This is a genomic window from Rhodanobacter sp. FW106-PBR-R2A-1-15, assembly GCF_058789735.1.
In genome coordinates this window covers 1-20,646 of record NZ_JBYTEM010000044.1, presented here as the reverse complement: position 1 = coordinate 20,646, position 20,646 = coordinate 1, and the positions used below count along the sequence as shown (strand labels likewise).

Sequence of the window (20,646 nt, the reverse complement as noted above, 5' to 3'; positions counted from 1 at the left end):
TAAAAAGAGATTACCCATGGCACGTTATCGTGGAGCTACCTGCAAACTCGCCCGTCGTGAGGGTGCAGATCTCAGCCTGAAGAGTCCGGCGCGTGCGCTGGATTCCAAGTGCAAGCTGGAAAACAAGCCCGGTCAGCATGGCGCGAACAAGCGCATGCGCATGTCCGACTACGCCGTGCAGCTGCGTGAAAAACAGAAGGTCAAGCGCATCTACGGTGTGCTCGAGCGCCAGTTCGGCAACTACTACACCAAGGCGACCACCCTCAAGGGCAACACCGGCGAAAACCTGCTGCGCCTGCTCGAGAGCCGCCTGGACAACGTCGTCTACCGCATGGGCTTCGCGGTCACCCGCGCCCAGGCCCGCCAGCTGGTTGCCCACAAGGCGATCCTGGTGAACGGCAAGAAGGTGAATATCCCTTCATACCAGGTACGTCCGGGTGACGCGATCGCGCTGACCGAGCGCGCCCGCAGCCAGCTGCGCGTGCAGGAAGCGGCGACCGTGTTCGACACCATGGACCTGCGTCCGGGTTGGGTCGAAGTCGACAGCAAGAAGTTCGAAGGTACGTTCAAGTCGGTGCCGGATCGTGGCGATCTGCCGACCGACATCAATGAAGCCCTGATCGTCGAGCTTTACTCGAAGTAATTTTACCGGAGCTCTGCATGGCAGTTTCGTCAACTAGCGTGCTGCGGCCGCGTGGCCTCAGCGTCGAACAGCTCGGGGCCAACCGTGCCAAGGTGGTGGTCGAGCCGCTCGAGCGTGGCTTTGGCCACACCCTGGGCAACGCGCTGCGTCGCGTGCTGCTCTCCTCGATCCCCGGCAGCGCCATCGTCGAGGTGGAAATCGATGGCGTGCTGCACGAGTACACCACCCTGGAAGGCCTGCAGGAGGACGTGATCGAAGTCCTGCTGAACCTCAAGGACGTGGCGATCCGTCAGCACAGCGGCGACGAGGTCACCCTGACCCTGTCCAAGAAGGGCAAGGGCGTGGTCACGGCCGGCGACATCGTCGTCGACCACTCGGTGGAGATCATCAATCCCGAGCACGTGATCTGCCACCTGACCAAGGACATCGCCCTCAACATGCGCCTGAAGGTGCGTCGCGGCGTCGGCTACCAGCCGGCCAGCACGCGTCAGCATCCGGATGACGAGGCACGTCCGATCGGTCGCCTGCAGCTGGACGCGTCGTTCGCGCCGGTGCTGCGCGTGGCCTACGAAGTGGACGCCGCCCGCGTCGAGCAGCGCACCAACCTCGACAAGCTGGTGCTGGACATCGAGACCAACGGTACCATCGGTGCCGAGGACGCGGTGCGCAAGGCCGCCGAGATCATCAACGACCAGCTGTCGGTGTTCGGCGACTTCTCGCGTCGCGAGAGCGCCACCGACAAGGCGGAAAAGAGCGGTTTCGATCCGCTGTTGCTGCGTCCGATCGACGATCTGGAGCTCACCGTGCGTTCGGCGAACTGCCTGAAGGCCGAGAGCATCTACTACATCGGCGACCTGGTGCAGAAGACTGAGGTCGAGCTGCTGAAGACGCCGAACCTGGGCAAGAAGTCGCTGACTGAGATCAAAGACGTGCTGGGCGGTCGTGGCCTCGCGCTGGGCATGAAGCTCGAGAACTGGCCGCCGCCGGGCTTGTCGCACGGCATGCAGCTGGGTTGATGTTGTTGCGGCGGCGATCTTCCGATCGTCGTCGCAGTCACGAACTGGCGGACGCCATCTGGCCGTTCCGCCGGGCTCGCAGCCCCGGGCTGCGAATTTGGAGCAGTCGCCTTGACTGCCCGACGGAAGGCCGGATTGGCCTTTCAAGCGGTCCCTTGGCCGCCGAAGCATCAGACGGCCATCCATGGCCGCACGTCTCACGAGAGCCCGTTTTGAAAGGGCTTGGAACAGCGGGCAACCGCGGAAAACCGGACACAAGCGCCGGCTTTTCATAACAACAGACCAGAGAGAGTTTCGTCATGCGCCACATGAAATCCGGACGCAAGTTCAACCGGACCAGCAGTCACCGCGAGGCGATGTTCAAGAACATGGCTTCGTCGCTGTTCAAGCACGAGCTGATCCGCACCACCCTACCGAAGGCGAAGGAACTTCGCCGCGTGGCCGAGCCGCTGATCACGCTGGCCAAGACCGACGGCGTGGCCAATCGCCGCCTGGCCTTCTCGCGCCTGCGCGACAAGGAGGCGGTGGGCAAGCTGTTCGTCGAGCTGGGTCCGCGCTACAAGGAACGCCCTGGCGGCTACCTGCGCATCCTGAAGTGCGGTTTCCGCGACGGTGACAACGCGCCGATGGCGTACGTCGAGCTGGTCGGTCGCCCGCAGGGCGAGGCGGTTGAGGTCGAGTAAGACGGTCGTCGGACGCGACATGCCGACATCCAGACACGAAACCCGGCGGGGCGATCCGCCGGGTTTTCGCGTATATGGGCCTTGCCGATCCGCAAATTTTCGCCAGGTGCCTCGCGCCTGCTGACAGCATCCCCGGGAAGCGGTAATGTCTCGGGTTCCGCAACGCAACAATCCGCCATGAATCCACTTCGCTGGTCGTACCGCGTCAGTTTCCTCGTCGGCTTCCTGATCTGCGCGGCTCTGCTCGGCTTTGCGCTGTACGCCGAATACGGGCTGGGCCTCACGCCATGCCCGCTGTGCATCTTCCAGCGCATCGCGTTCCTGGTCATGGCTCTGTTCTTCCTGCTGGGCGCCCTGCACGCACCGCGCGGCAACGGCCGCTGGGCCTATGCGGGGTTGGTGCTGGTTGGTGCGGTCGGCGGCATCGTCACCGCCGGTCGCCATCTGTGGCTGCAAAGCCTGCCGGCCGACCAGGTGCCCTCCTGCGGTCCCGGCCTCGGCTACCTGCTGGATGCGTTCCCCTTCTCGAAGATGTTGAAGCTGGTCTTCACCGGTTCAGGCGAGTGCGCCAAGGTCGAACCGGTTCTCGGCCTGCCGATGCCGGCCTGGACCCTGCTCTGGTACGTCGCGCTGGCCGTGCTGGCGGTCGTGGCGGCGCGGCGCCGGCTGGCCGCAAGATGAGGGCTCCCGTTGCCATCCAGGGTCGCGCGATGAATCCCCCTGTATCCGATTTTCACCCCGCCGCCGGCTGGGCCCCCGATTCGTGGCAGCAGCGCGTGGCGCTGCAGCAGCCGCATTACGACGATGCAGCGGAACTGGCTGCCGCCGGCGCGCAACTGGCCCAGTTGCCGCCACTGGTGACCTCGTGGGAGGTGCTGGCGCTGAAGCAGGCGCTGGCCGAGGCGCAGGAGGGCAGGCGTTTCCTGTTGCAGGGCGGCGACTGTGCCGAGAGCTTCGCCGACTGCACCAGTCCGGTGATCTCGAACCGGCTGAAGGTGCTGCTGCAGATGAGCCTGGTGCTGGTGCACGGCCTGAAGAAGCCGGTGCTGCGGGTGGGCCGTTTCGCGGGGCAGTATGCCAAGCCGCGTTCGGCCGACACCGAGACGCGCGATGGCGTGACCCTGCCGAGCTTCCGCGGCGACGTGGTCAACAGCCCAGAGTTCACCACCGCTGCACGCCGGCCCGATCCGCAGCGGCTGATCCAGGCGCATGCGCGCTCGGCGCTGACCATGAACTTCGTGCGTGCGCTGATCGACGGTGGTTTCGCCGACCTGCATCACCCGGAATACTGGGATCTGGCCTGGGTCGAGCATTCGCCGCTGGCTGCCGAATACCGCCAGATGGTAACCGCCATCGGCGACTCGCTGCGCTTCATGGAAACCCTGGCCGGCTCGATCGCCGGCTTCTCCAAGGTGGATTTCTTCACCTCGCACGAGGCGCTGCTGCTGCGTTACGAGCAGGCGCTGACCCGCCAGGTGCCGCGCCACCCCGGCTGGTTCAACCTGTCCACCCACTTTCCGTGGATCGGCATGCGCACCGCCGCGCTGGACGGCGCGCACGTGGAGTATTTCCGCGGCATCCGCAACCCGGTGGCGGTGAAGGTCGGCCCTTCGGTGACGGCGGAGCAACTGCTGCCGCTGATCGACGCCTTGAACCCGGACGACGAGCCCGGCCGGCTGACCCTGATCCACCGCATGGGCAACGCGAAGATCGCCGCCGCGCTGCCGCCGCTGCTGGCCGCGGTGAAGCGCGAGGGCCGGCGCGTGCTGTGGGTGGCCGACCCGATGCACGGCAACACCGAGAGCACCTCGAACGGCCACAAGACCCGCCGCTTCGACAATATCCGCGGTGAGCTCGACCAGGCGTTCGACATCCACGCGGCAGCCGGCACCCGGCTCGGCGGCGTGCATCTGGAGCTGACCGGCGAGGACGTCACCGAGTGCATGGGCGGCGCCCGCGACCTGTCCGAGAGCGACCTCGACCGCGCCTACAAGTCGATGGTCGATCCGCGCTTGAACTACGAGCAATCGCTGGAGCTGGCGATGCTGATCGTGCGCAAATCGGTCAACGGGCAGGGTTGACGCGCCAGCAGTGCGTTCGGGAAAGGTGGCCACCGGCCGCCTTTTTATCGCGACATGCTCAGCGCATGGAGGTTGCCGGCTTGCCACCCACGGTGTCGAGGAACTGCGGCGGCTGCCAGGCTTTCGCATGCTGCTCGAAGCCGTAGGCGATCGCGATCAGCGTGGGCTCGCTCCACTTCGTGCCGAACAGCACGATGCCGACCGGCAGGCCGTGTGCAAACCCGGCCGGCACGGTGATCGAGGGATAGCCGGCCACCGCCGCCGGCTGCGAGGCGCCGCCCACGGTGGGGTCGCCGCTGACGATGTGGTCGCCGAGCACTGGATCGGTCATGAAGGCCGGGCCCCACGACGGCGCCAGCAGCGCGTCCAGGTGTTGCGTCTTCAGCGCGGCGTCGATGCCTTCCGGCCCGGCCAAACGCTTCGCCTCGGCCAGCGCATCGGTGTATGTCTTGTCGCTGAGCGGCCCCTTCTGTTCGGCCTGCTCGAACAGTTCCTGGCCGAACCAGCGCATCTCGGTGGCGGCATGCGCCTGGTTGAACGCGATCAGGTCGGCCAGCGTCTTCACTCTCAGGCCGCGGCGACCGGCCAGGTAGACGTTGATGTCGTGCTTGAAGTCGTACAGCAGCACGGCGAGCTCCGGCTTGCCGAGCTCGGCCAGGTGCGGCAGCGTGACCGGGTCGACGATGATTGCGCCCTGCGCCTTCATCAGCACGATGGACTCGTCGAGCACGCGGTTGGCGTTCGGCTCGGCGCCGGCGAGCTGGCGCTGGAACCGCAGGGGTTGCGGTCGAGCACGTAGGGGTTCTTGGTCTGTCCGCCGCGTCCGCTCCAGCCGCTGCTGGCATGGTTGGAGCGGAAGTTGGCCCATTCGCTCAGGTTGGTCTTGCCAAGGATCAGCGCGCCGACCTTGCGCAGCCGCTCGACCAGGCCGGCGTCGCGCGGCGCCGGCGCGTCGGTGACGCCAGCGAGCCGGCGGTGGTCAGCATGCGGTCGCCGGCATCGAAGTTGTCCTTCAACAGCACCGGGATGCCGTGCAGCGGGCTGCGGGCCTTCGTGCGTTTTGCATCGAGTTCGCCGGCCAGCTGCAGCGCGTCGGGATTGGTCGAGCTCACCGCATGCAGGCTCGGGCCGGATTGGTCGAGCTGCCGGATGCGCTCGAGCAACGCTTGGCCAGCCCCCGGCTGCCCAGCGTGCCGGCATCCATGCGCTGCTGCAGCTGTGCGACCGAGGCGCAGGTGATCTCCGGCGGGGCAGTCTCGGCAGCCGCTGCCGGACCGGCGAGCAGCATGGCGGCCAAGGCGACGAGATGGACGGCTGGATGTTTCACTATGACCCCGGTAGCGAGTACGGCATGCGGTCGCGCGGGCCAAGCTCAGCGCGGCGCCGGACGGGGCGCGGAGTTGCCAGAGTACAATCCCCGGATGACGACGAATGCCCGTTCCTCTTCAGCCAAGCTCCTCGCCACCGTGGCCCTGCTGGCGGTCATCCTGTGCTTTGGCGCTCCTGCCCGTTCCGCCGACACGGCCGAGACGCCGCCGATTCCCGATACCTTGCAGCAGCGCATCGCCGCCTGCACCACCTGCCACGGCGTGCATGGCGAAGGTCGCCCCGGCAGCGGCTATTTCCCGCGCCTCGCCGGCAAGCCCGCGGGCTACCTTGCGCGCCAGCTGCAGGATTTCCAGAACGGCCTGCGCAAGTACGCGCCGATGGAATACACCGTGCGCCAGTTGCCGCCCGCGTACATGCGCGAGATTGCCGAGTATTTCGCGGCGCAGCAGGTGCCGTACAGCCGCTCGCCGCTGCCGCCGGTGTCCGCTGCCACGCTCGAGCGCGGCGAGGAACTGATCGGCAAGGGCGATCCGGCCCGCCGGATTCCCGCCTGCAGCAGCTGCCACGGCAGCCAGCTGACCGGGGTGGAGCCGTCCACGCCGGGCCTGGTCGGCCTGCCGTACGACTACCTCAGCGCACAGCTGGGTTCGTGGCGCACGCACACCCGCGCCACCGTGGCACCGGACTGCATGGCCGAGGTGGCAAGCCGGCTGGCTGAGTCGGACATCACCGCGGTGGCCGCCGCGCTGGCCAGCCGCGAGCTGCCGGCCGACACGCACCCGCAGCCGGCCGGTTCGGTGAAGCCGCCGCTGAGCTGTGGCGTGCTGGGCGCGACGGGAGACCCGTCATGAAGTGGTTGCGCTGGCTGCTGCCATCCATCGTGCTGCTGGGCGTGCTGGCACTGGCCTGGATGCTGTTCGCCGGCAGCGGCAGCCAGCCGACCCCGCCGGCCGCGAGCAAGGTTGCGGCGGCCAGCCTGCGCGATCCGGCGCTGATCGCGAAGGGCGAATACCTCGCCACGGTCGGCGACTGCGCCGACTGCCACACTGCCCAGGGCGGTGCGCGCTACGCCGGCGGTCGCGCGCTGGCCACGCCGTTCGGCAATATCCCGGTACCGAACATCACGCCCGATCGCGCGACCGGCCTGGGCGACTGGAGCTTCGAGGATTTCTGGCAGGCGCTGCACAGCGGCAAGGGCCGCCACGGCGAGTTGCTGTATCCCGCGTTCTCCTATACCTCCTACACCAAGGTCAGCCATGACGATGCGCTGGCGATCTTCGCTTATCTGCAGTCGCTGGCACCGGTGCACCAGCCGGCGGTGGCGCCCACGCTGGCGTTCCCGTACAGCGTGCGCAACAGCCTGAAGGCCTGGCGCGCGCTGTACTTCCGCGAAGGCGAGTTCAAGCCCGACCCGGCGCAGTCGGCCGCGTGGAACCGCGGCGCCTACCTGGTGCAGGGGCTGGGCCATTGCAACGAATGCCATGCCGCGCGCGACACGCTCGGCGGCACGCCGCAGGACGTGCACCTCACCGGTGGCCAGATTCCGATGCAGAACTGGTACGCGCCCGACCTGAGCACCCGCAAGAACGGCGGTCTGGAAGGCTGGAGCGCGCAGGACATCGTGGACCTGCTGAAGACCGGCCAGTCAGCGAAGGGCGTCGCCTTCGGGCCGATGGCTGCGGTGGTATCGGGCAGCACCCAGCACATCAGCGATGCCGACCTGCGCGCGATCGCCAGCTACCTGCAGTCATTGCCACCGCGGGCGCCGGTGGCGGAGCCGGGCCCGCCGTTCGACGCCAGGACGCTCTCCACCCAGGGCGAGAAGGTTTACGCAAAGCACTGCGCCGACTGCCACGGCAAGCGCGGCGAAGGCGTGGCCGGGGTCTATCCGCCGCTGAATGGCAACTCCTCGGTGACCGAGCCGAGCGGCATCAACGCCACCCGCATGGTCCTGCTCGGCGGCTTCGCGCCGGTCACCGCGGCAAACCAGCGGCCGTACTCGATGCCGCCGTTCGCGCAGCAGCTGAGCGATGGCGAGGTGGCGGCGGTGGTCACCTACATCCGCCGCACCTGGTCGAACAAGGCCTCGATCGTGCGCGCCGAAGCGGTCAGCAAGTACCGGCACACGCCGATCGACTGACTCAGGCCTTCACGTGCAGGAGCGCACCTTGTCCGCGAGGGACTTCCTTCGGTCGTGCGCGATGCTGTTGCTCTTGCCTCTACAGCTTTTCGTTTTGAAGGCGATAAGGGCAAGAGCATCGCGCGCAAGCGCGCTCCTACATGCCCGCCCGGGCAGCGTGGAACAGCTCAGCCAGTGCCAGCCATGGCGCCAGGTCCCAATGCCCGCGCGCCTGCCCGGACGGCGAGGGCAGCACGAACAGCCGCGTGCTGCCGAGGGTTTCGTCCTGCAGGCCGTAGCCGACGGCATGGCCGAGTGCGCTGCGTGCCGCGTTCTTGCTGGTGAAGGCGAGCAGGCGCGGAGCGTGGCGTTCGATCCGGGCGAACAGGGCGGGCGCATCGAACGCATCGGGCGGCAGCTCGTCGTCGTTGCCGCTGTGGCGTTTGGCCAGGTCGGTGAGGCCGATGCCGAACTGCGGCAACAGCGGAAACTCCGCCGGCACGAGCAGGCGTGGCGTGAGGCCGGATGCGTGCAGAGCGCGCCAGAACAAATTGCCGGGATGCGCGTAGTAGGCACGCTCGGCGGCCGAGCGCCTGCCCGCGGCGGTGCCGCAGAACACCAGTGCCAGCCCGGGTTGCAGCAGGTCGGGCAGGACGTGGCGCTCAGTCCGCCGCGGCATCGCTGTCGAGCCGGCTGTCGTCCAGCAGGAAATCGGTGAACTGGAAGCGCCCGTCGCGCAGCACCGATTCGCCGCGGCGCAGCGCCAGCGGTCGGCGGAACAGCGGTCCGGCGTAACTCAGCGTGTGGAACTCGCCGCGCTCGCCGCAGGGGTCGACGCCGACCGGCAGCGTATCGAGCAGGGCGGCGTCGTAGTGGCGGCCGCAGAACTCCGCGCCCAGCTGCTGGGTGTCCACGCAGCACAGCACTGCGCGGTGGCCTTCGCCGACGAAGCGCCGCGCCAGTGCGGCGGTGTCCTCGCCCCACAGCGGGAACACCGCGCGCCAGTTCTCGCGGCCGAGCTGGCGCACACGGTAGTCGCGCACGTCCTCCAGGAACAGGTCGCCGAACGCGCAGTGGCGAATGCCCGGCCAGCGCCTGCGCGCCTCGACCAGCGCCTGCGCATGGGCCGCCTCGTAGGCCTCGTTGCTGCCCGGCCAGTCCAGCATCACCTCCAGCAGCGGCAGGCCCAGCGCGGCGGCCTGCGCCTGCAGCACCGCGCGCGGGGTGCCGTGCATGGCCACGCGCTGGTAGTTGCGGTTGACCGTGGTAAGCAGGCCGACCACCTGCCACTGCGGATCGGCCAGCAGCCGCTGCAGGGCCAGCAGGCAGTCCTTGCCGCCACTCCAGGCCAGCAGGGTGGGCGTCGGCGTGGGTGTCGTCATGCGTTCGGTTCCGGGATGGTTCGTGGGGCGGCGAGCCGTGTCGCGCGCCGGTGCCCATTTTGCGTCATCCGGCGCTGGCGTGTGGATTCCATGTCGCCGTTCATCGACAGTCCGTGGCCGCACCGCTATAAAGATCACCTGTCCCGGGGGAGTACGCGGTGAGCGAAGAAATCCTGATCAACGTGACCCCGCGCGAGACGCGGGTCGGGGTGGTCGAGAACGGCATGCTGCAGGAGGTGCACGTCGAGCGGGCGTCGCGGCGCGGCTACGTGGGCAACATCTACAAGGGCCGCGTGCAGCGGGTGATGCCGGGCATGCAGGCGGTGTTCGTGGAGATCGGGCTGGAGCGCGCGGCGTTCCTGCATGCCTCGGACATTGTGCGTCCGGCGCCGGCCGAGGGCGCCGAAACGAACGGCAACGGCCACCTGCCGTCGATCAGCGAGCTGGTGCACGAAGGCCAGGAGATCGTGGTGCAGGTGGTGAAGGACCCGATCAGCACCAAGGGTGCGCGGCTGTCGGCGCACCTGTCCATCCCCTCGCGCTACCTGGTGCTGCTGCCGTACGCGCGCACCCTGGGCATCTCCGCGCGGATCGAGGACGAGGCCGAGCGCCAGCGCCTGCGCGAGGTGCTGACCCCGCTGATCGGCGACGACGCATCCGGCAACAGCCGGCTGGGCTACATCGTGCGCACTAATGCCGAGGGCCAGAGTGCGGAGTCGCTGGCGTTCGACGTGACCTATCTCGGCAAGGTGTGGCGGGTGGTGCAGGAGAACATCGCGAAGGCGAAGGTCGGCGAGCGCGTGTACGAGGAGCTGTCGCTGCCGCTGCGCAGCCTGCGCGACATGCTCAACGAGGACATCGAGAAGGTGCGGGTGGATTCGCGCGACACCTTCGATAAGGTGACCCATTTCGTGCACAAGTTCATGCCGAACCTGGACGACCGCATCGAGCATTACGACGGCGAGCGGCCGATCTTCGACCTGTACGGCGTCGAGGACGAGATGCAGCGCGCGCTGAAGAAGGAAGTGCCGCTGAAGTCCGGCGGCTACCTGATCGTCGACCAGACCGAGGCGATGACCACCATCGACGTCAACACCGGCGCCTACCTCGGCTCGCGCAACCTGGAGGAGACGGTCTACCGCACCAACCTGGAGGCCGCGCAGGCGGCGGCGCGCCAGCTGCGCCTGCGCAACCTGGGCGGCATCGTCATCATCGACTTCATCGACATGAGCGACGAGGAGCACAAGCGGCAGGTGCTGCGCATGCTCAGCAAGGGGCTGGCGCGCGACCACGCCAAGACCACGGTGTACCCGATGTCGGCGCTGGGCCTGGTCGAGATGACCCGCAAGCGCACCACCGAGAGCCTGGCCCGCCAGCTGTGTGAACCGTGCCCGGCCTGCAACGGCCGCGGCGTGCAGAAGACCGCCGAGACGGTGACCTACGAGATCTTCCGCGAGATCACCCGGGCGGTGCGCCAGTTCAACGCGCGGAAGCTGCTGGTGATGGCCAACCCGGCGGTGGTCAACCGCATCCTGGAAGAGGAATCCGGCGCGGTGGCCGAACTGGAAGAGTTCATCTCCAAGAGCATACGCTTCCAGGCCGAAGAGCATTATTCGCAGGAACAGTTCGATGTCGTCTTGCTGTAGATCCGGCGACTGCCCATCGGTGTGGGGCCGTCGCGCGTGAATGCGTTGTGGCAGCGCCGGCTGCACCGTTTTGTCCGCGCGTCAGGCTGGGTCGCCGGGGTGCTGGTGATCCTGCTTGCCGTGACGGCGGCGCTGGCCCAACTGCTGCTGCCGCTGCTGGCGCGGCACCCGGACTGGGTCGCCGCGCAGCTCGGCGCGCGGCTGCAGCGGCCGGTCAGCTTCGTCTCGATGGAAGGGCGCTGGACCGGCTCCGGCCCGGTGTTCGTGATGCACGGGGTGAGCGTCGGCGCGGCCGCCGGCGAGAGCGGTACTGCGTTGCAGCTGCCCGAGGCCAAGCTGCAGTTCGATTTCGGCGGCTGGCTGCTGCCGTCGCGGCACCTGCTCAACCTGCACGTGCGTGGCCTGCAACTGGACCTGCTGCGCGATGCCAGCGGCTGGCACGTCAACGGCATCGGCATGGCCGGCGGCAGCGCACGGCAGCCGCTGTCGGCGGGCCGACTGTCGGCCGATCTGTGGCTGGAGGATCTGCGCGTGGTGGTCACCGACGCCACCCTGGGCGAGCACTACACGCTGCTGTCGAAACAGCTGCGGCTGAGCCACCAGGGTAGCCAGATCCGCTTCGGCGGCGTGCTGCGGCGCGACGGGGTGAACGCCGCGCTGCGCACGACCGGTCGCTTCCGCGACGACGGCAGTGCGGGCCAGGTGTGGGTCAGCGTGGACGGTGCCGACCTGAATCCGCTGCTGGAGGGCGTCGACCTGGGCGGCTACACGATCGAGCACGGGCGTGGCCAGTTGCGCGCCTGGCTCGACTGGCGCAACGGCCAGCTCAGCCGCAGCCTGACCCGCTTCGACCTGGACACGCTGGCGGTGACCGCGCCCGCCGGCGGCAAGGCCAGCGTGGCCTCGCTGCACGGGCTGGCCGGCGTGAGTCGCGTCGACGATGGCTACGACGTGCGTTGGGCCGGCGACGACGGCAGCGCGCTGGCGCTGAACCTGCATCAGCCCGGCAGCGACAACGCCAGCGCGGACCTCGCTGCGCGCAAGCTGCAGCTGGCGCCGCTGCTGCCGTGGCTGGCGCTGAAGCCGGCGCTGTCGCCAGCGCTGGCGCAGTGGCTGGGCAGCGGCCACCCGCGCGGCGTGCTGGACCAGCTCGCGCTGCACTGGAACCAGGCGCAGGGCCTGCGTTCGGTCGAGCTGACGTTCAGCAGCCTGGGCATCGATCCGGTCGGCAAGCTGCCGGGGGTGAGCAGCCTGCGTGGCAAGCTGCGCGGCGACGCCGAAGCGCTGTCGCTGGAGCTGCCCGCCCAAGCCACCACGCTGGCCTTCCCGCACACCTTCCGCCAGCCGTTCGTGCTGTTGAACCTGGCCGGCACGCTGGCGTTCTGGCCGCAGGACGGCGACTGGCATATCGGCGTCGACGCGCTGGATTTCACCGGCGCCGGCTATGCCGGCCAGGCCCGCGGCGAACTGGTGCTGCCGGCGCAGGGCGGCGCCCCGTTCATGGAGCTGTACGCGAAGCTGGCGCATGCCGACGTGGCTGCCGCCAAGCTGTTCTGGCCGATCGACTCGATGTCGCCCGGCACCGTCGCCTGGCTCGACCGCGCCCTGGTGGCCGGTCGCCTCGACCAGGCCGACGTGCTGTTGCGCGGCGACCTGCACGATTGGCCGTTCCGGCACAACGAGGGCCGCTTCGAGGCCCGCGCGGTGATCAGCGACCTCACCCTCGACTACGGCAAGAGCTGGCCGCGCGCCGAAGGCGTCAGCGCGGTGGCCAACTTCATCGACAACGGCATGCTGGTGGAAGCCGACGACGGCCACGCGCTGGGCGTGAAGGCGGAGCGTGCGGTCGCGCTGATTCCGGACTTCGGCGAGGCTCTGCTCGACCTCAACGTGCAGGGCAATGGCAGCGGCGCCAGTCTGATGGAGTTCGTGCGCAGGAGCCCGATCGGCAATCGCGAAGCCGACACCCTGGCCAAGCTGAAGCTGGGCGGCAGCGGCACGTTCGGCTTCCATCTGGCGCTGCCGCTGCGCGAGGGCCTCGGCGAGCCGCGGCTGGACGGCGTGGCGCGGCTGAAGGACGCCGACCTCAGCGCGCCGGAATGGAAACTCCAGCTGGACAAGCTCAATGGCCCGCTCAGTTTCGACCTGCACGGCATGCGCGCCGGCCCGCTGGATGCCGGCTTCCGCGGCCAGCCGTCGACCCTGCAGCTGGCGGTTGCCGGAGCCAACAGCGACCCGGCTACCGTGCTGTCGGCGCAGTTGCGCGGCAGCTACCGGCTGGCTGAACTGGTGCAGGATTACCCGTCGCTGAACTGGATCGGCAAGCTGGGTAACGGCCGCAGCACGTTCGACGTCGGCTTCGCCATTGCGCACGTGCCGGGCCGCGATGCACTGGCGCAAACCCTCAGTGTCGACTCGGCGCTGGACGGTATCGCGCTGGAGCTGCCCGCGCCGCTGCACAAGCCGGCCGAGGCCCGCCTGCCGCTGCACCTGTCGATGAGCCTGCCGATCGAAGGCAGCGAGCTGCGCCTCGGCCTGGGCGAGGCCATGCGCGGCTACCTGCGCCTGGCCGACGGGCAGCGCCCGCTGGCCGGCAGCCTCGCGTTCGGCAACCAGATGCCCACCGAGCTGCCGCCGCGCGACCTGCGCATCCGCGGCCATGCCGGCCGGCTCGACGTCACCGGCTGGGTGCAGTACGTGGCGACCGGCAGCGGCGGCGGGCCGGGGCTGGAGAGCCTCGACGTCAGCACCGACCGGGCCGAGTGGTTCGGCCGCGATCTGGGGGCGCTGAAACTGCACGCCACGCCGCAGCCGGACCAGCTCAGCGTGGACGTGGACGGCCCGGCGATGCTCGGCAACTACAGCGTGCCGACCAGGGAGCTGGACAAGCGCGGCGTCACCGCGCGGCTGAAGCGGCTGTACTGGCCGAAGGACCCCGGCACCGAAGCCGCCAGCCATCCACCCCAATCCGTTGCCGGCGCCGCGCCGCCGGCCGCTGCGACACCGCCGCTGCCGGCTTCCGACCCGGCCAACACCGGGATCAACCCGGCCGCGCTGCCGCCGTTCCACGGGTGGGTGGGCGACCTGCGCATGGGCGACGCCAGGCTCGGCGAGGCGCGCCTGGAAACCTGGCCGACCGCCGAAGGCATGCACATCGAGCAGTTGCGCGCGCTGTCCAGCCGCGTGCAGATCACCGGCAGCGGCGACTGGAACGGCAACGCCAGCAACAGCCGCACGCAGATGAAGATCAGCTTCGCCGCCGAGGATCTCGGCGCGATGCTCGGCGCGCTCGGTTTCGACGGGCTGGTCAACGGCGGCAAGACGCGCGACCAGCTCGACGCCAGCTGGCCCGGCGCGCCCAGCGGGTTGTCGCTGGCCACCATGGACGGCACCCTCAGCATCCAGGTCAACGACGGCCGCATCCCCGAGGCGGCGTCACCCGGCGTGGGGCGACTGCTCGGGCTGGTCTCGCTGACCGAGCTGCCGCGCCGGCTCACCCTGGATTTCGGCGACGTGTTCGGCAAGGGCCTGGCGTTCGACTCGATCAGCGGTGACTTCAGGCTGGCCAACGGCAACGCCGTCACCGACAACCTGTCGATCATCGGCCCGGCCGCCAGCATCAGCGTCAACGGCCGCACCGGCCTGCGCGCGCGCGACTACGACCAGCAGATGGTGGTGGTGCCGCGCGTCGGCAACAGCCTGCCGCTGGTCGGCGCGGTGGTCGGCGGCCCGGTCGGCGCGGCGGCCGGCTTCGCCGTGCAGGGCATCCTCGGCCGCGGCCTCAACCAGGCCGCCAGCGCGCGCTACCGCATCACCGGCAGCTGGGACAACCCGGTGATCATCCTGGTCGAGAAGCGCGGCAGCACGGCCCCGGCGCCGGCCACGCCGCCGCTGTTGCCCGGCGCCAAGCCGGCGCCGACGGTGGTCGCACCGTTGCCCGAAGCGCATCCAGCCACCGCGACCTCGTCGCCGTAAAGACGACGTCCCGCGCGTCCGCCTGGCCGCTGGTGTCGCGTGGCACATGGCGCGGGCGCATGGCAGTTCAGTACACGCGGAAGCTGCGGACGGCCGGGGTTGGCAGGTAACTGCTCTCGCCGACCCGGCGGCCATGGGCGATCAGCCCGGCTTCCGCGCGGCGGGCCTGCAGCCAGTCGGCGCGGTCGAAGCGGAACTGGCCGACCGCGCAGCCGCGCAACTCCGCTTCGATCGCACGCAGGCGGCAAAAGTCGAGGTAGCTGTCCACCTCGCCGGCCAGATGCGGCCAGGCGGCATCGACCAGGATGGCGTCGTCCAGTTGCCTGACCGGCGGCAGGCTGCCAGGGATCAGCGCGTGTTGGCCGTGCACGTAGTCCACCACCACACGGGCCGGGGCGATCACCTCGCCGAGCGGCTGCCAGGTGGCGTCGCTGAGCATCTGTTCGACGGTGCCAGCCAGCTGCAGCCGTTGCTGGATGCTTGCGGGGTGGGTCGGCGAGGGCTGGCCGGCCAGCTCGCGCGAGGCCGTGGCCAACTGGTCAGGGTCCAGCGGGAAATGCCGCAGCCGGGCCAGCAACTGGTTGAAATGAGCCAGGGCCTCGGCCCCGATCAGGAAATCGCCCAGGTGGCGACGGCGGGTCGGGTGGTGCAGGCTGGCCCAGGCGGGTGACTGCAGGGCGGCGGGCAGCGGAGCAAGGGTGGCAAGCTGGGCGTTCATGGTGTGGCCTCCGGACGGGTTGATGCGCCACGAGTTGCGGCGCGGTGGAGAGGCTCCACCCCACGGCGTTTTGAGTCATGATGGAAAGGCTGGGCTTGCATGAGCGAACGCTGAGGTTTGTGTGATCGTCTGAGAACCTGTTCGTCGAACGGGCTCTGAGGGCTTTCCCATGGAGCGGACGGAATCGGGCGCGCGCAACGGGGGGGCTGCGCCTTATCGCTTCGGCGACATCGTGGTCGATCCGGCCGCGCACACCCTGTTGCGGGCCGGCGTTCCGCAGCCGGTGGAGCCGAAAGCCTACGCAGTGCTGCTGGCGCTGCTGCAGCGCCCCGGCGAACTGATCGGCCGCGACGACCTGCTCGACCGGGTCTGGGGCCACCGCCACGTCACGCCGGGCGTGCTGACCCGCGTCATCGCCCAGCTGCGCCATGCGCTGGACGAGGATCCCCAGCAGCCGCGCTACATCCAGACACGGCATGCCCTGGGCTACAGCTTCATCGGGCAACTGGAGGACATCACGGGCGCCGCCGTGGCAGTGGCGTCTGAGGAGGGCGGCGAAACGCCAGCCGCCGTCGTGCCGCCACCGGCCGAGGCAGCCGTCGAACTTGCGCCAGCACGGGCCCCCGTGGCGCCGCAAGCAACGCTGCCGGTGTGGAGCGTCGAGGAGCCGGTCGCACCTGTCCGCGCGAGTCTGGGACGCTGGTCGGCACTGGGCGCCATCGCCTTGCTGGCGGGATTGGCGGCATGGCTGCTGATCCAGCGGCACGCACCACCACCCGGGTCGGTCGCGGCTTCGGTGGCGGTGCTGCCGTTCGTCAACCTCAGCGGCAGCCGTAGCGACGACTATTTCGCCGAAGGGCTGGCCGAGGAAATGCGCGACGCGCTGGCCGGCGTGAAAGGCCTGAAGGTGGTCGCCTCGGTGTCGCCTGCCACCAGCAAGGATGTTGCCGACGCCAGGGCGCTGGGTACCCGGCTGGGCGTGGCCTCGATCCTCAGCGCCAGCGTGCGCCGCGAAGGCGCGCGCCTGCGCATCACCGCGCGGCTGACCGACACCGGCACCGGTTTCACTCTGTGGAGCCACACCTACGACCGCGAGCTTGCCGACGTCTTCGACACCCAGAGCGACATCGCCGAAGAGGTGGTGCATGCATTGTTGGGCGCGATCCCGGGCGAGGATAGCGCGCTATCGAAACGCCTGGCCGCCACCCGCAGCGAGGCGGCCTTCGACACTTACCTGCAGGGCATGCAACTGCTGCGGCACCCCGATCAGCCGGATGCCGCCGACCAGGCGATCGTGCACTTCGGCCAGGCCCTGAAGCAGGACAGCGGGTTCGCCAGGGCACAGGCGGGCATCTGCCACGCCGAGACCCGGCGCTTCCAGAGCCAGCGCAGCCCGACTGCGCTGGACAACGCCAAGGCGGCCTGCCAGCAGGCCGAGCAGATGGATCCGGGCGCGCCGGAGGTGGACCAGGCGCTGGGCGACTTGTACCGCGTCGCCGGTGATCCCGAACGCGCGCTGCAGCACTATCGCAAGAGCGTACAGGCGCCGGACCAGGCCATGTACGCGCACGTGGGCATGGCCAGTGTCTACGCGGCGCAAGGGCACGGCGACCTTGCCCTGGCGGAATTCCAGCTGGCGCTGAAACTGCGTCCCGACGACGCCTACATCTATGCCTCGATCGGTTACCAGCAGTACCTCGACGGCAAGATTCCCCAGGCCGTGGCCTCGTATCGCCGCGCCGTCGAGCTGGACCCGAAGAACGCGGACCGGTGGGGCACGCTGGGTGCTCTCTACATGGGGGCGGGCAACAACGTGGCCGCGGCGCAGGCGCTGGAGCGCGCCATCGAGATCAGTCCGGCGGCGGACACGCTGACCAACCTCGGCGAGCTCAGGTACCAGCATGGCGACTATGCCGCCGCGGTGGCGCTGCGGCGCCAGGCCACGACGCTGACCCCCGACGATTTCAGGGCTTGGGGCAACCTGGGAGAGGCCTTGCGGGCGGACCCGGCGTCGAACCCTGCCGACACACGCAAGGCGTTCGATGCCGCTGCCTCGCGCGCCGAACGCTACCTGCGGGCCAAGCCCGATGACGCCCAGGCTGTCGCCTTGCTCGGCCTGTACCGGGCGATTCTGGGCGACCCGGCCGAAGCTCGCCAGCTGGCCGTGCGCGCCGAGGCGCTGGGCGGCCAGCCCGGCGAAGTAGCCCTGTTCAATGCGGAAACCTTTGCCTTGCTGGACGATCCCGCTGCGGCCCGCCAGCGGTTGCAGGCCGCGCGCGCCGCCGGCATCGCCGAAACCCAGATCTCCAGCAACTACACCTTCCGTCGCCTGGGCCTGTGGTCACCGCCGCCGTCGGCGGGCACGTCCCGGGGCACGGAGCCACCCGCCCCGCCTTCGAGTGCGGGGCATCCAGCAGGAGGATGATCATGGCAACCAAGCTCAATCGCGAACAAATACGTGCCGCCAGTACCCCCGCCACTGGCAAGCAGGCCGCCGCACCGCGGCGACGTGAGGCCCGCGAATCCGGGCGGGGAGCCTCCGGGTCCAGAGGCAGAGACGAGCCGACGGTCTATCGTTTCGACCTTGCCGACATCAGGAGCATCGGTGTCGAGCGCAACTCCCCCCTCTGCCTCGTCATTGTGGTGAACCCGCCAAAGCAGAACTGATCGCCGGGACGAGCCCGCGGCTCGTGTCCGTTCGCCAACTTGAAGTTCCTGAAGACCCGGCCCCGTTGCCGGGCCTTGGCGGTGCGCGGCAATACCATGCGTTGAAACCGGGCGGTATGCCACCATTACAGGTTCACCGCATTGCATTGGTTTCTGCATGGATTCCCTGATCACCCTCGCCGAAAGCAAGCTGCTGGCTCCCGGCGGCCTCGCCACCGGCGACCTCGACCGCGTGTTCGGCCAGCTGATGGGCCCGGCAATCGACGCCGCCGACCTGTACTTCCAGCATTCGCGCAGCGAGTCGTGGACGCTGGAGGAGGGCATCGTCAAGGACGGCAGCCACTCGATCGAGCAGGGCGTGGGCGTGCGTGCGATCTCCGGCGAGAAGACCGGCTTCGCCTATTCCGACGAGATCGTGCTGCCGCAGCTGCTGGAAGCGTCGAAGGCCGCGCGCGCGATCGCCCGCGACGGCCAGGGCGCCGGCCAGCCGCTGGCGCTGCATGGTGCGCGCGCGCTGTACCCGGCGATCGACCCGGTCGAGAGCCTGCCCAACCCCGACAAGATCGCGCTGCTGCGTGAGGTGGATGCGTACGCGCGCTCGCGCGACCCGCGCATCAAACAGGTCATCGTCAGCCTGGCCGCCACCATCGACACCGTGCTGATCGCGGCCTCCGACGGTACGCTCGCCGCCGACGTGCGTCCGCTGGTGCGCATCAACGTGCAGGTGATCGCCGAGGCGAACGGTCGCCGCGAGCAGGGTTATTCCGGCGGCGGTGGCCGCTACGGCTACCGCGAGCTGATCGAGAACGGCCGCGCTCTGCGCTTCGCCGACGAGGCGGTGCGCCAGGCACTGGTGAACCTGGATTCGGTCGATGCACCCGCCGGCCAGATGACCGTGGTGCTCGGCCCCGGCTGGCCCGGCGTGCTGCTGCACGAGGCGATCGGCCACGGCCTGGAAGGCGACTTCAACCGCAAGGGCAGCTCCGCGTTCTCCGGTCGCATTGGCCAGCGCGTGGCGGCGAAGGGCGTCACCATCGTCGACGACGGCACCCTGGCCGGCCGCCGCGGCTCACTCAGCATCGACGACGAAGGCACCCCCACCGAGTGCACCACGCTGATCGAGGACGGCATCCTCAAGAGCTACATGCAGGACAAGTTGAACGCCCGCCTGATGGGCATGGCGCCCACCGGCAACGGCCGCCGCGAATCCTTCACCGCGCTGCCGATGCCGCGCATGACCAACACCTACATGCGCGCCGGCCAGCACGACCCGGCCGAGATCATCCGCTCGGTGAAGAAGGGCCTGTACGCACCGAACTTCGGCGGCGGCCAGGTCGACATCACCAACGGCAAGTTCACCTTCTCCGCCAGCGAGGCGTACCTGATCGAGGATGGCAGGATCACCCGGCCGGTGAAGGGCGCCACATTGATCGGCAGCGGCCCCGACGTGCTCAATCGCGTGTCGATGATCGGCAACGATCTGGCGCTGGATGAAGGCGTGGGCGTGTGCGGCAAGGACGGGCAGAGTGTGCCGGTCGGCGTGGGCCAGCCCACGTTGAAGATCGACTCGATGACGGTAGGTGGCACCGCCTCGTAAGCTTCGCTCCACGATCAGGTCCAGGGTCCTCGCACTCCCACCCTGCGAGGACCACACCGACCTCTCAGTCGCCATTCCGGCGAAGGCGACCCAGGCCCCGGTCGTCATTCCGGCGAAGGCCACCCCAGTCCCCCGCTCGTCATCCCGGCGAAGGCCAGACCGGCCCCCTCGCTCGTCATTCCGGCGAAGGCCGGAATCGCATTTGTTGTTGTCGCCCCGGAGCGAAAAGCTTTCGTCTGCCCACGGCAGCCGAGCCACCTTTCTCTGTGTGGCCAGAGAAACGTGGCCCCAAGAAAAGCCACTCCGCTTGGCGCTCATGAATGGGCGGCAAGTCCGTGAGCCGGGGCCGGGCTTTTCGAGCGGGTTCGGGCAACCGCTCCTGCGTTGCCTCAACTCCGGCATCCATGCCGTCGCCTGCCCATGCGAAAAGGCGTTGCCATCCCTGGCAACGTCGCGCTACGCGGCCTGTCGACCCCGACTCGCCGCTGCAGAGGGGCCCCAGGTAGAGCAGCGGGCCATCCTGGCCCGCATTCGGCGCGCAACCGCTGCGTGGTTGCGAGAGCCAAAGAGCAAGGGCGGGGCATTTTGATGGGATGTGTCACCAACGGTCGCGATTACTTTTATTAATGGTGCGGTCCACGATGGCCTGCGGTTCTACCGCGGCCTTGCGCCACGCGCTGTGCCCATTCTTTCTGCTTGGGGGGCCTAAAAAAGTGGCTCATCGCGGAATCGTGTGAGCACCCACGGCGCCAAAGACTTGCGTAAAGCCCTTCTGGCAAGCCATTTTCAG

Annotated in this window: 19 protein-coding genes; 12 read left to right on the top strand and 7 right to left on the bottom strand. The window is 68.9% G+C overall.

The window, feature by feature from the left end; genetic code table 11:
- Positions 1–16 precede the first annotated feature (16 nt).
- The 5 genes from rpsD to AC3WTD_RS17440 all read left to right on the top strand — a co-directional run bounded on the left by rpsD (position 17) and on the right by AC3WTD_RS17440 (position 4,423).
- Positions 17–643, top strand: a complete 627-nt coding sequence (rpsD, locus tag AC3WTD_RS17460) for a 30S ribosomal protein S4 (protein WP_027493647.1) — start codon at positions 17–19, stop codon at positions 641–643.
- 17 nt (positions 644–660) lie between these two features.
- The gene (locus tag AC3WTD_RS17455; RefSeq protein ID WP_027493648.1) at positions 661–1,659 is read left to right on the top strand and encodes a DNA-directed RNA polymerase subunit alpha; all 999 of its coding nucleotides are present in this window, start codon (positions 661–663) and stop codon (positions 1,657–1,659) included.
- A gap of 299 nt (positions 1,660–1,958) precedes the next feature.
- Positions 1,959–2,342, top strand: coding sequence for a 50S ribosomal protein L17 (gene rplQ / locus AC3WTD_RS17450; protein ID WP_492614556.1), 384 nt, complete (start codon positions 1,959–1,961; stop codon positions 2,340–2,342).
- Between the two features lie 177 nt (positions 2,343–2,519).
- On the top strand, positions 2,520–3,023 hold the full coding sequence (locus AC3WTD_RS17445; RefSeq protein WP_027493650.1) for a disulfide bond formation protein B: 504 nt from the start codon (positions 2,520–2,522) through the stop codon (positions 3,021–3,023).
- A gap of 29 nt (positions 3,024–3,052) precedes the next feature.
- A complete protein-coding gene (locus tag AC3WTD_RS17440) occupies positions 3,053–4,423 on the top strand; it encodes a class II 3-deoxy-7-phosphoheptulonate synthase (protein ID WP_235642571.1) in 1,371 nt (456 codons plus the stop codon).
- Positions 4,424–4,481: 58 nt separating this feature from the next.
- Here AC3WTD_RS17440 and AC3WTD_RS17435 read toward each other — a convergent pair whose 3' ends face one another.
- Genes AC3WTD_RS17435 through AC3WTD_RS17420 form a run of 4 tightly spaced genes read right to left on the bottom strand, consistent with a single transcriptional unit; the run spans position 4,482 to position 5,750 of the window.
- Positions 4,482–5,153 carry an amidase family protein gene (locus AC3WTD_RS17435; RefSeq protein WP_492614555.1) on the bottom strand — a complete coding sequence of 224 codons (672 nt, stop codon included), beginning with the start codon at positions 5,151–5,153 and terminating at the stop codon, positions 4,482–4,484.
- Complete coding sequence (locus AC3WTD_RS17430) at positions 5,129–5,320, bottom strand: amidase family protein (protein WP_492614562.1); 192 nt, start codon at positions 5,318–5,320, stop codon at positions 5,129–5,131. The genes AC3WTD_RS17435 and AC3WTD_RS17430 overlap by 25 nt, the downstream gene beginning before the upstream one ends.
- Positions 5,317–5,535 carry an amidase family protein gene (locus AC3WTD_RS17425; protein WP_492614554.1) on the bottom strand — a complete coding sequence of 73 codons (219 nt, stop codon included), beginning with the start codon at positions 5,533–5,535 and terminating at the stop codon, positions 5,317–5,319. The genes AC3WTD_RS17430 and AC3WTD_RS17425 overlap by 4 nt, the downstream gene beginning before the upstream one ends.
- On the bottom strand, positions 5,532–5,750 hold the full coding sequence (locus AC3WTD_RS17420; protein ID WP_492614553.1) for a hypothetical protein: 219 nt from the start codon (positions 5,748–5,750) through the stop codon (positions 5,532–5,534). The genes AC3WTD_RS17425 and AC3WTD_RS17420 overlap by 4 nt, the downstream gene beginning before the upstream one ends.
- 94 nt (positions 5,751–5,844) lie before the next feature.
- On the opposite strand from AC3WTD_RS17420, the gene AC3WTD_RS17415 reads away from it, so the two are divergent.
- Together AC3WTD_RS17415 and AC3WTD_RS17410 are read left to right on the top strand one after the other, a co-directional pair.
- Positions 5,845–6,603: a c-type cytochrome gene (locus AC3WTD_RS17415; RefSeq protein ID WP_027493652.1), complete on the top strand. Its 759-nt coding sequence runs from the start codon at positions 5,845–5,847 to the stop codon at positions 6,601–6,603.
- A complete protein-coding gene (locus AC3WTD_RS17410; RefSeq protein WP_492614552.1) occupies positions 6,600–7,892 on the top strand; it encodes a c-type cytochrome in 1,293 nt (430 codons plus the stop codon). The genes AC3WTD_RS17415 and AC3WTD_RS17410 overlap by 4 nt, the downstream gene beginning before the upstream one ends.
- Positions 7,893–8,028: 136 nt before the next feature.
- Here AC3WTD_RS17410 and AC3WTD_RS17405 read toward each other — a convergent pair whose 3' ends face one another.
- Positions 8,029–8,550 (bottom strand): mismatch-specific DNA-glycosylase, encoded by a 522-nt coding sequence (locus AC3WTD_RS17405; RefSeq protein ID WP_027493654.1) that lies wholly within the window; start codon positions 8,548–8,550, stop codon positions 8,029–8,031.
- The gene (locus AC3WTD_RS17400; RefSeq protein ID WP_027493655.1) at positions 8,534–9,253 is read right to left on the bottom strand and encodes a Dph6-related ATP pyrophosphatase; all 720 of its coding nucleotides are present in this window, start codon (positions 9,251–9,253) and stop codon (positions 8,534–8,536) included. The genes AC3WTD_RS17405 and AC3WTD_RS17400 overlap by 17 nt, the downstream gene beginning before the upstream one ends.
- A gap of 158 nt (positions 9,254–9,411) precedes the next feature.
- Between AC3WTD_RS17400 and rng the strand changes: the two genes are divergently transcribed.
- On the top strand, positions 9,412–10,899 hold the full coding sequence (rng, locus tag AC3WTD_RS17395) for a ribonuclease G (RefSeq protein ID WP_492614551.1): 1,488 nt from the start codon (positions 9,412–9,414) through the stop codon (positions 10,897–10,899).
- A gap of 36 nt (positions 10,900–10,935) precedes the next feature.
- The gene (locus AC3WTD_RS17390; RefSeq protein WP_492614550.1) at positions 10,936–14,874 is read left to right on the top strand and encodes a YhdP family protein; all 3,939 of its coding nucleotides are present in this window, start codon (positions 10,936–10,938) and stop codon (positions 14,872–14,874) included.
- Positions 14,875–14,941: 67 nt separating this feature from the next.
- On the opposite strand, the gene AC3WTD_RS17385 is transcribed toward AC3WTD_RS17390, so the two are convergent.
- Entirely contained in the window at positions 14,942–15,592 is a 651-nt protein-coding gene (locus AC3WTD_RS17385) for a hypothetical protein (RefSeq protein ID WP_492614549.1), read from the bottom strand.
- 169 nt (positions 15,593–15,761) lie between these two features.
- On the opposite strand from AC3WTD_RS17385, the gene AC3WTD_RS17380 reads away from it, so the two are divergent.
- From AC3WTD_RS17380 to tldD, 3 genes are all read left to right on the top strand, one after another.
- Positions 15,762–18,017: a tetratricopeptide repeat protein gene (locus tag AC3WTD_RS17380; protein WP_492614548.1), complete on the top strand. Its 2,256-nt coding sequence runs from the start codon at positions 15,762–15,764 to the stop codon at positions 18,015–18,017.
- A 2-nt stretch (positions 18,018–18,019) separates the two neighbouring features.
- Positions 18,020–18,259, top strand: a complete 240-nt coding sequence (locus AC3WTD_RS17375; protein ID WP_185754694.1) for a hypothetical protein — start codon at positions 18,020–18,022, stop codon at positions 18,257–18,259.
- Between the two features lie 157 nt (positions 18,260–18,416).
- On the top strand, positions 18,417–19,856 hold the full coding sequence (tldD, locus tag AC3WTD_RS17370; RefSeq protein ID WP_492614547.1) for a metalloprotease TldD: 1,440 nt from the start codon (positions 18,417–18,419) through the stop codon (positions 19,854–19,856).
- Positions 19,857–20,646 lie beyond the last annotated feature (790 nt).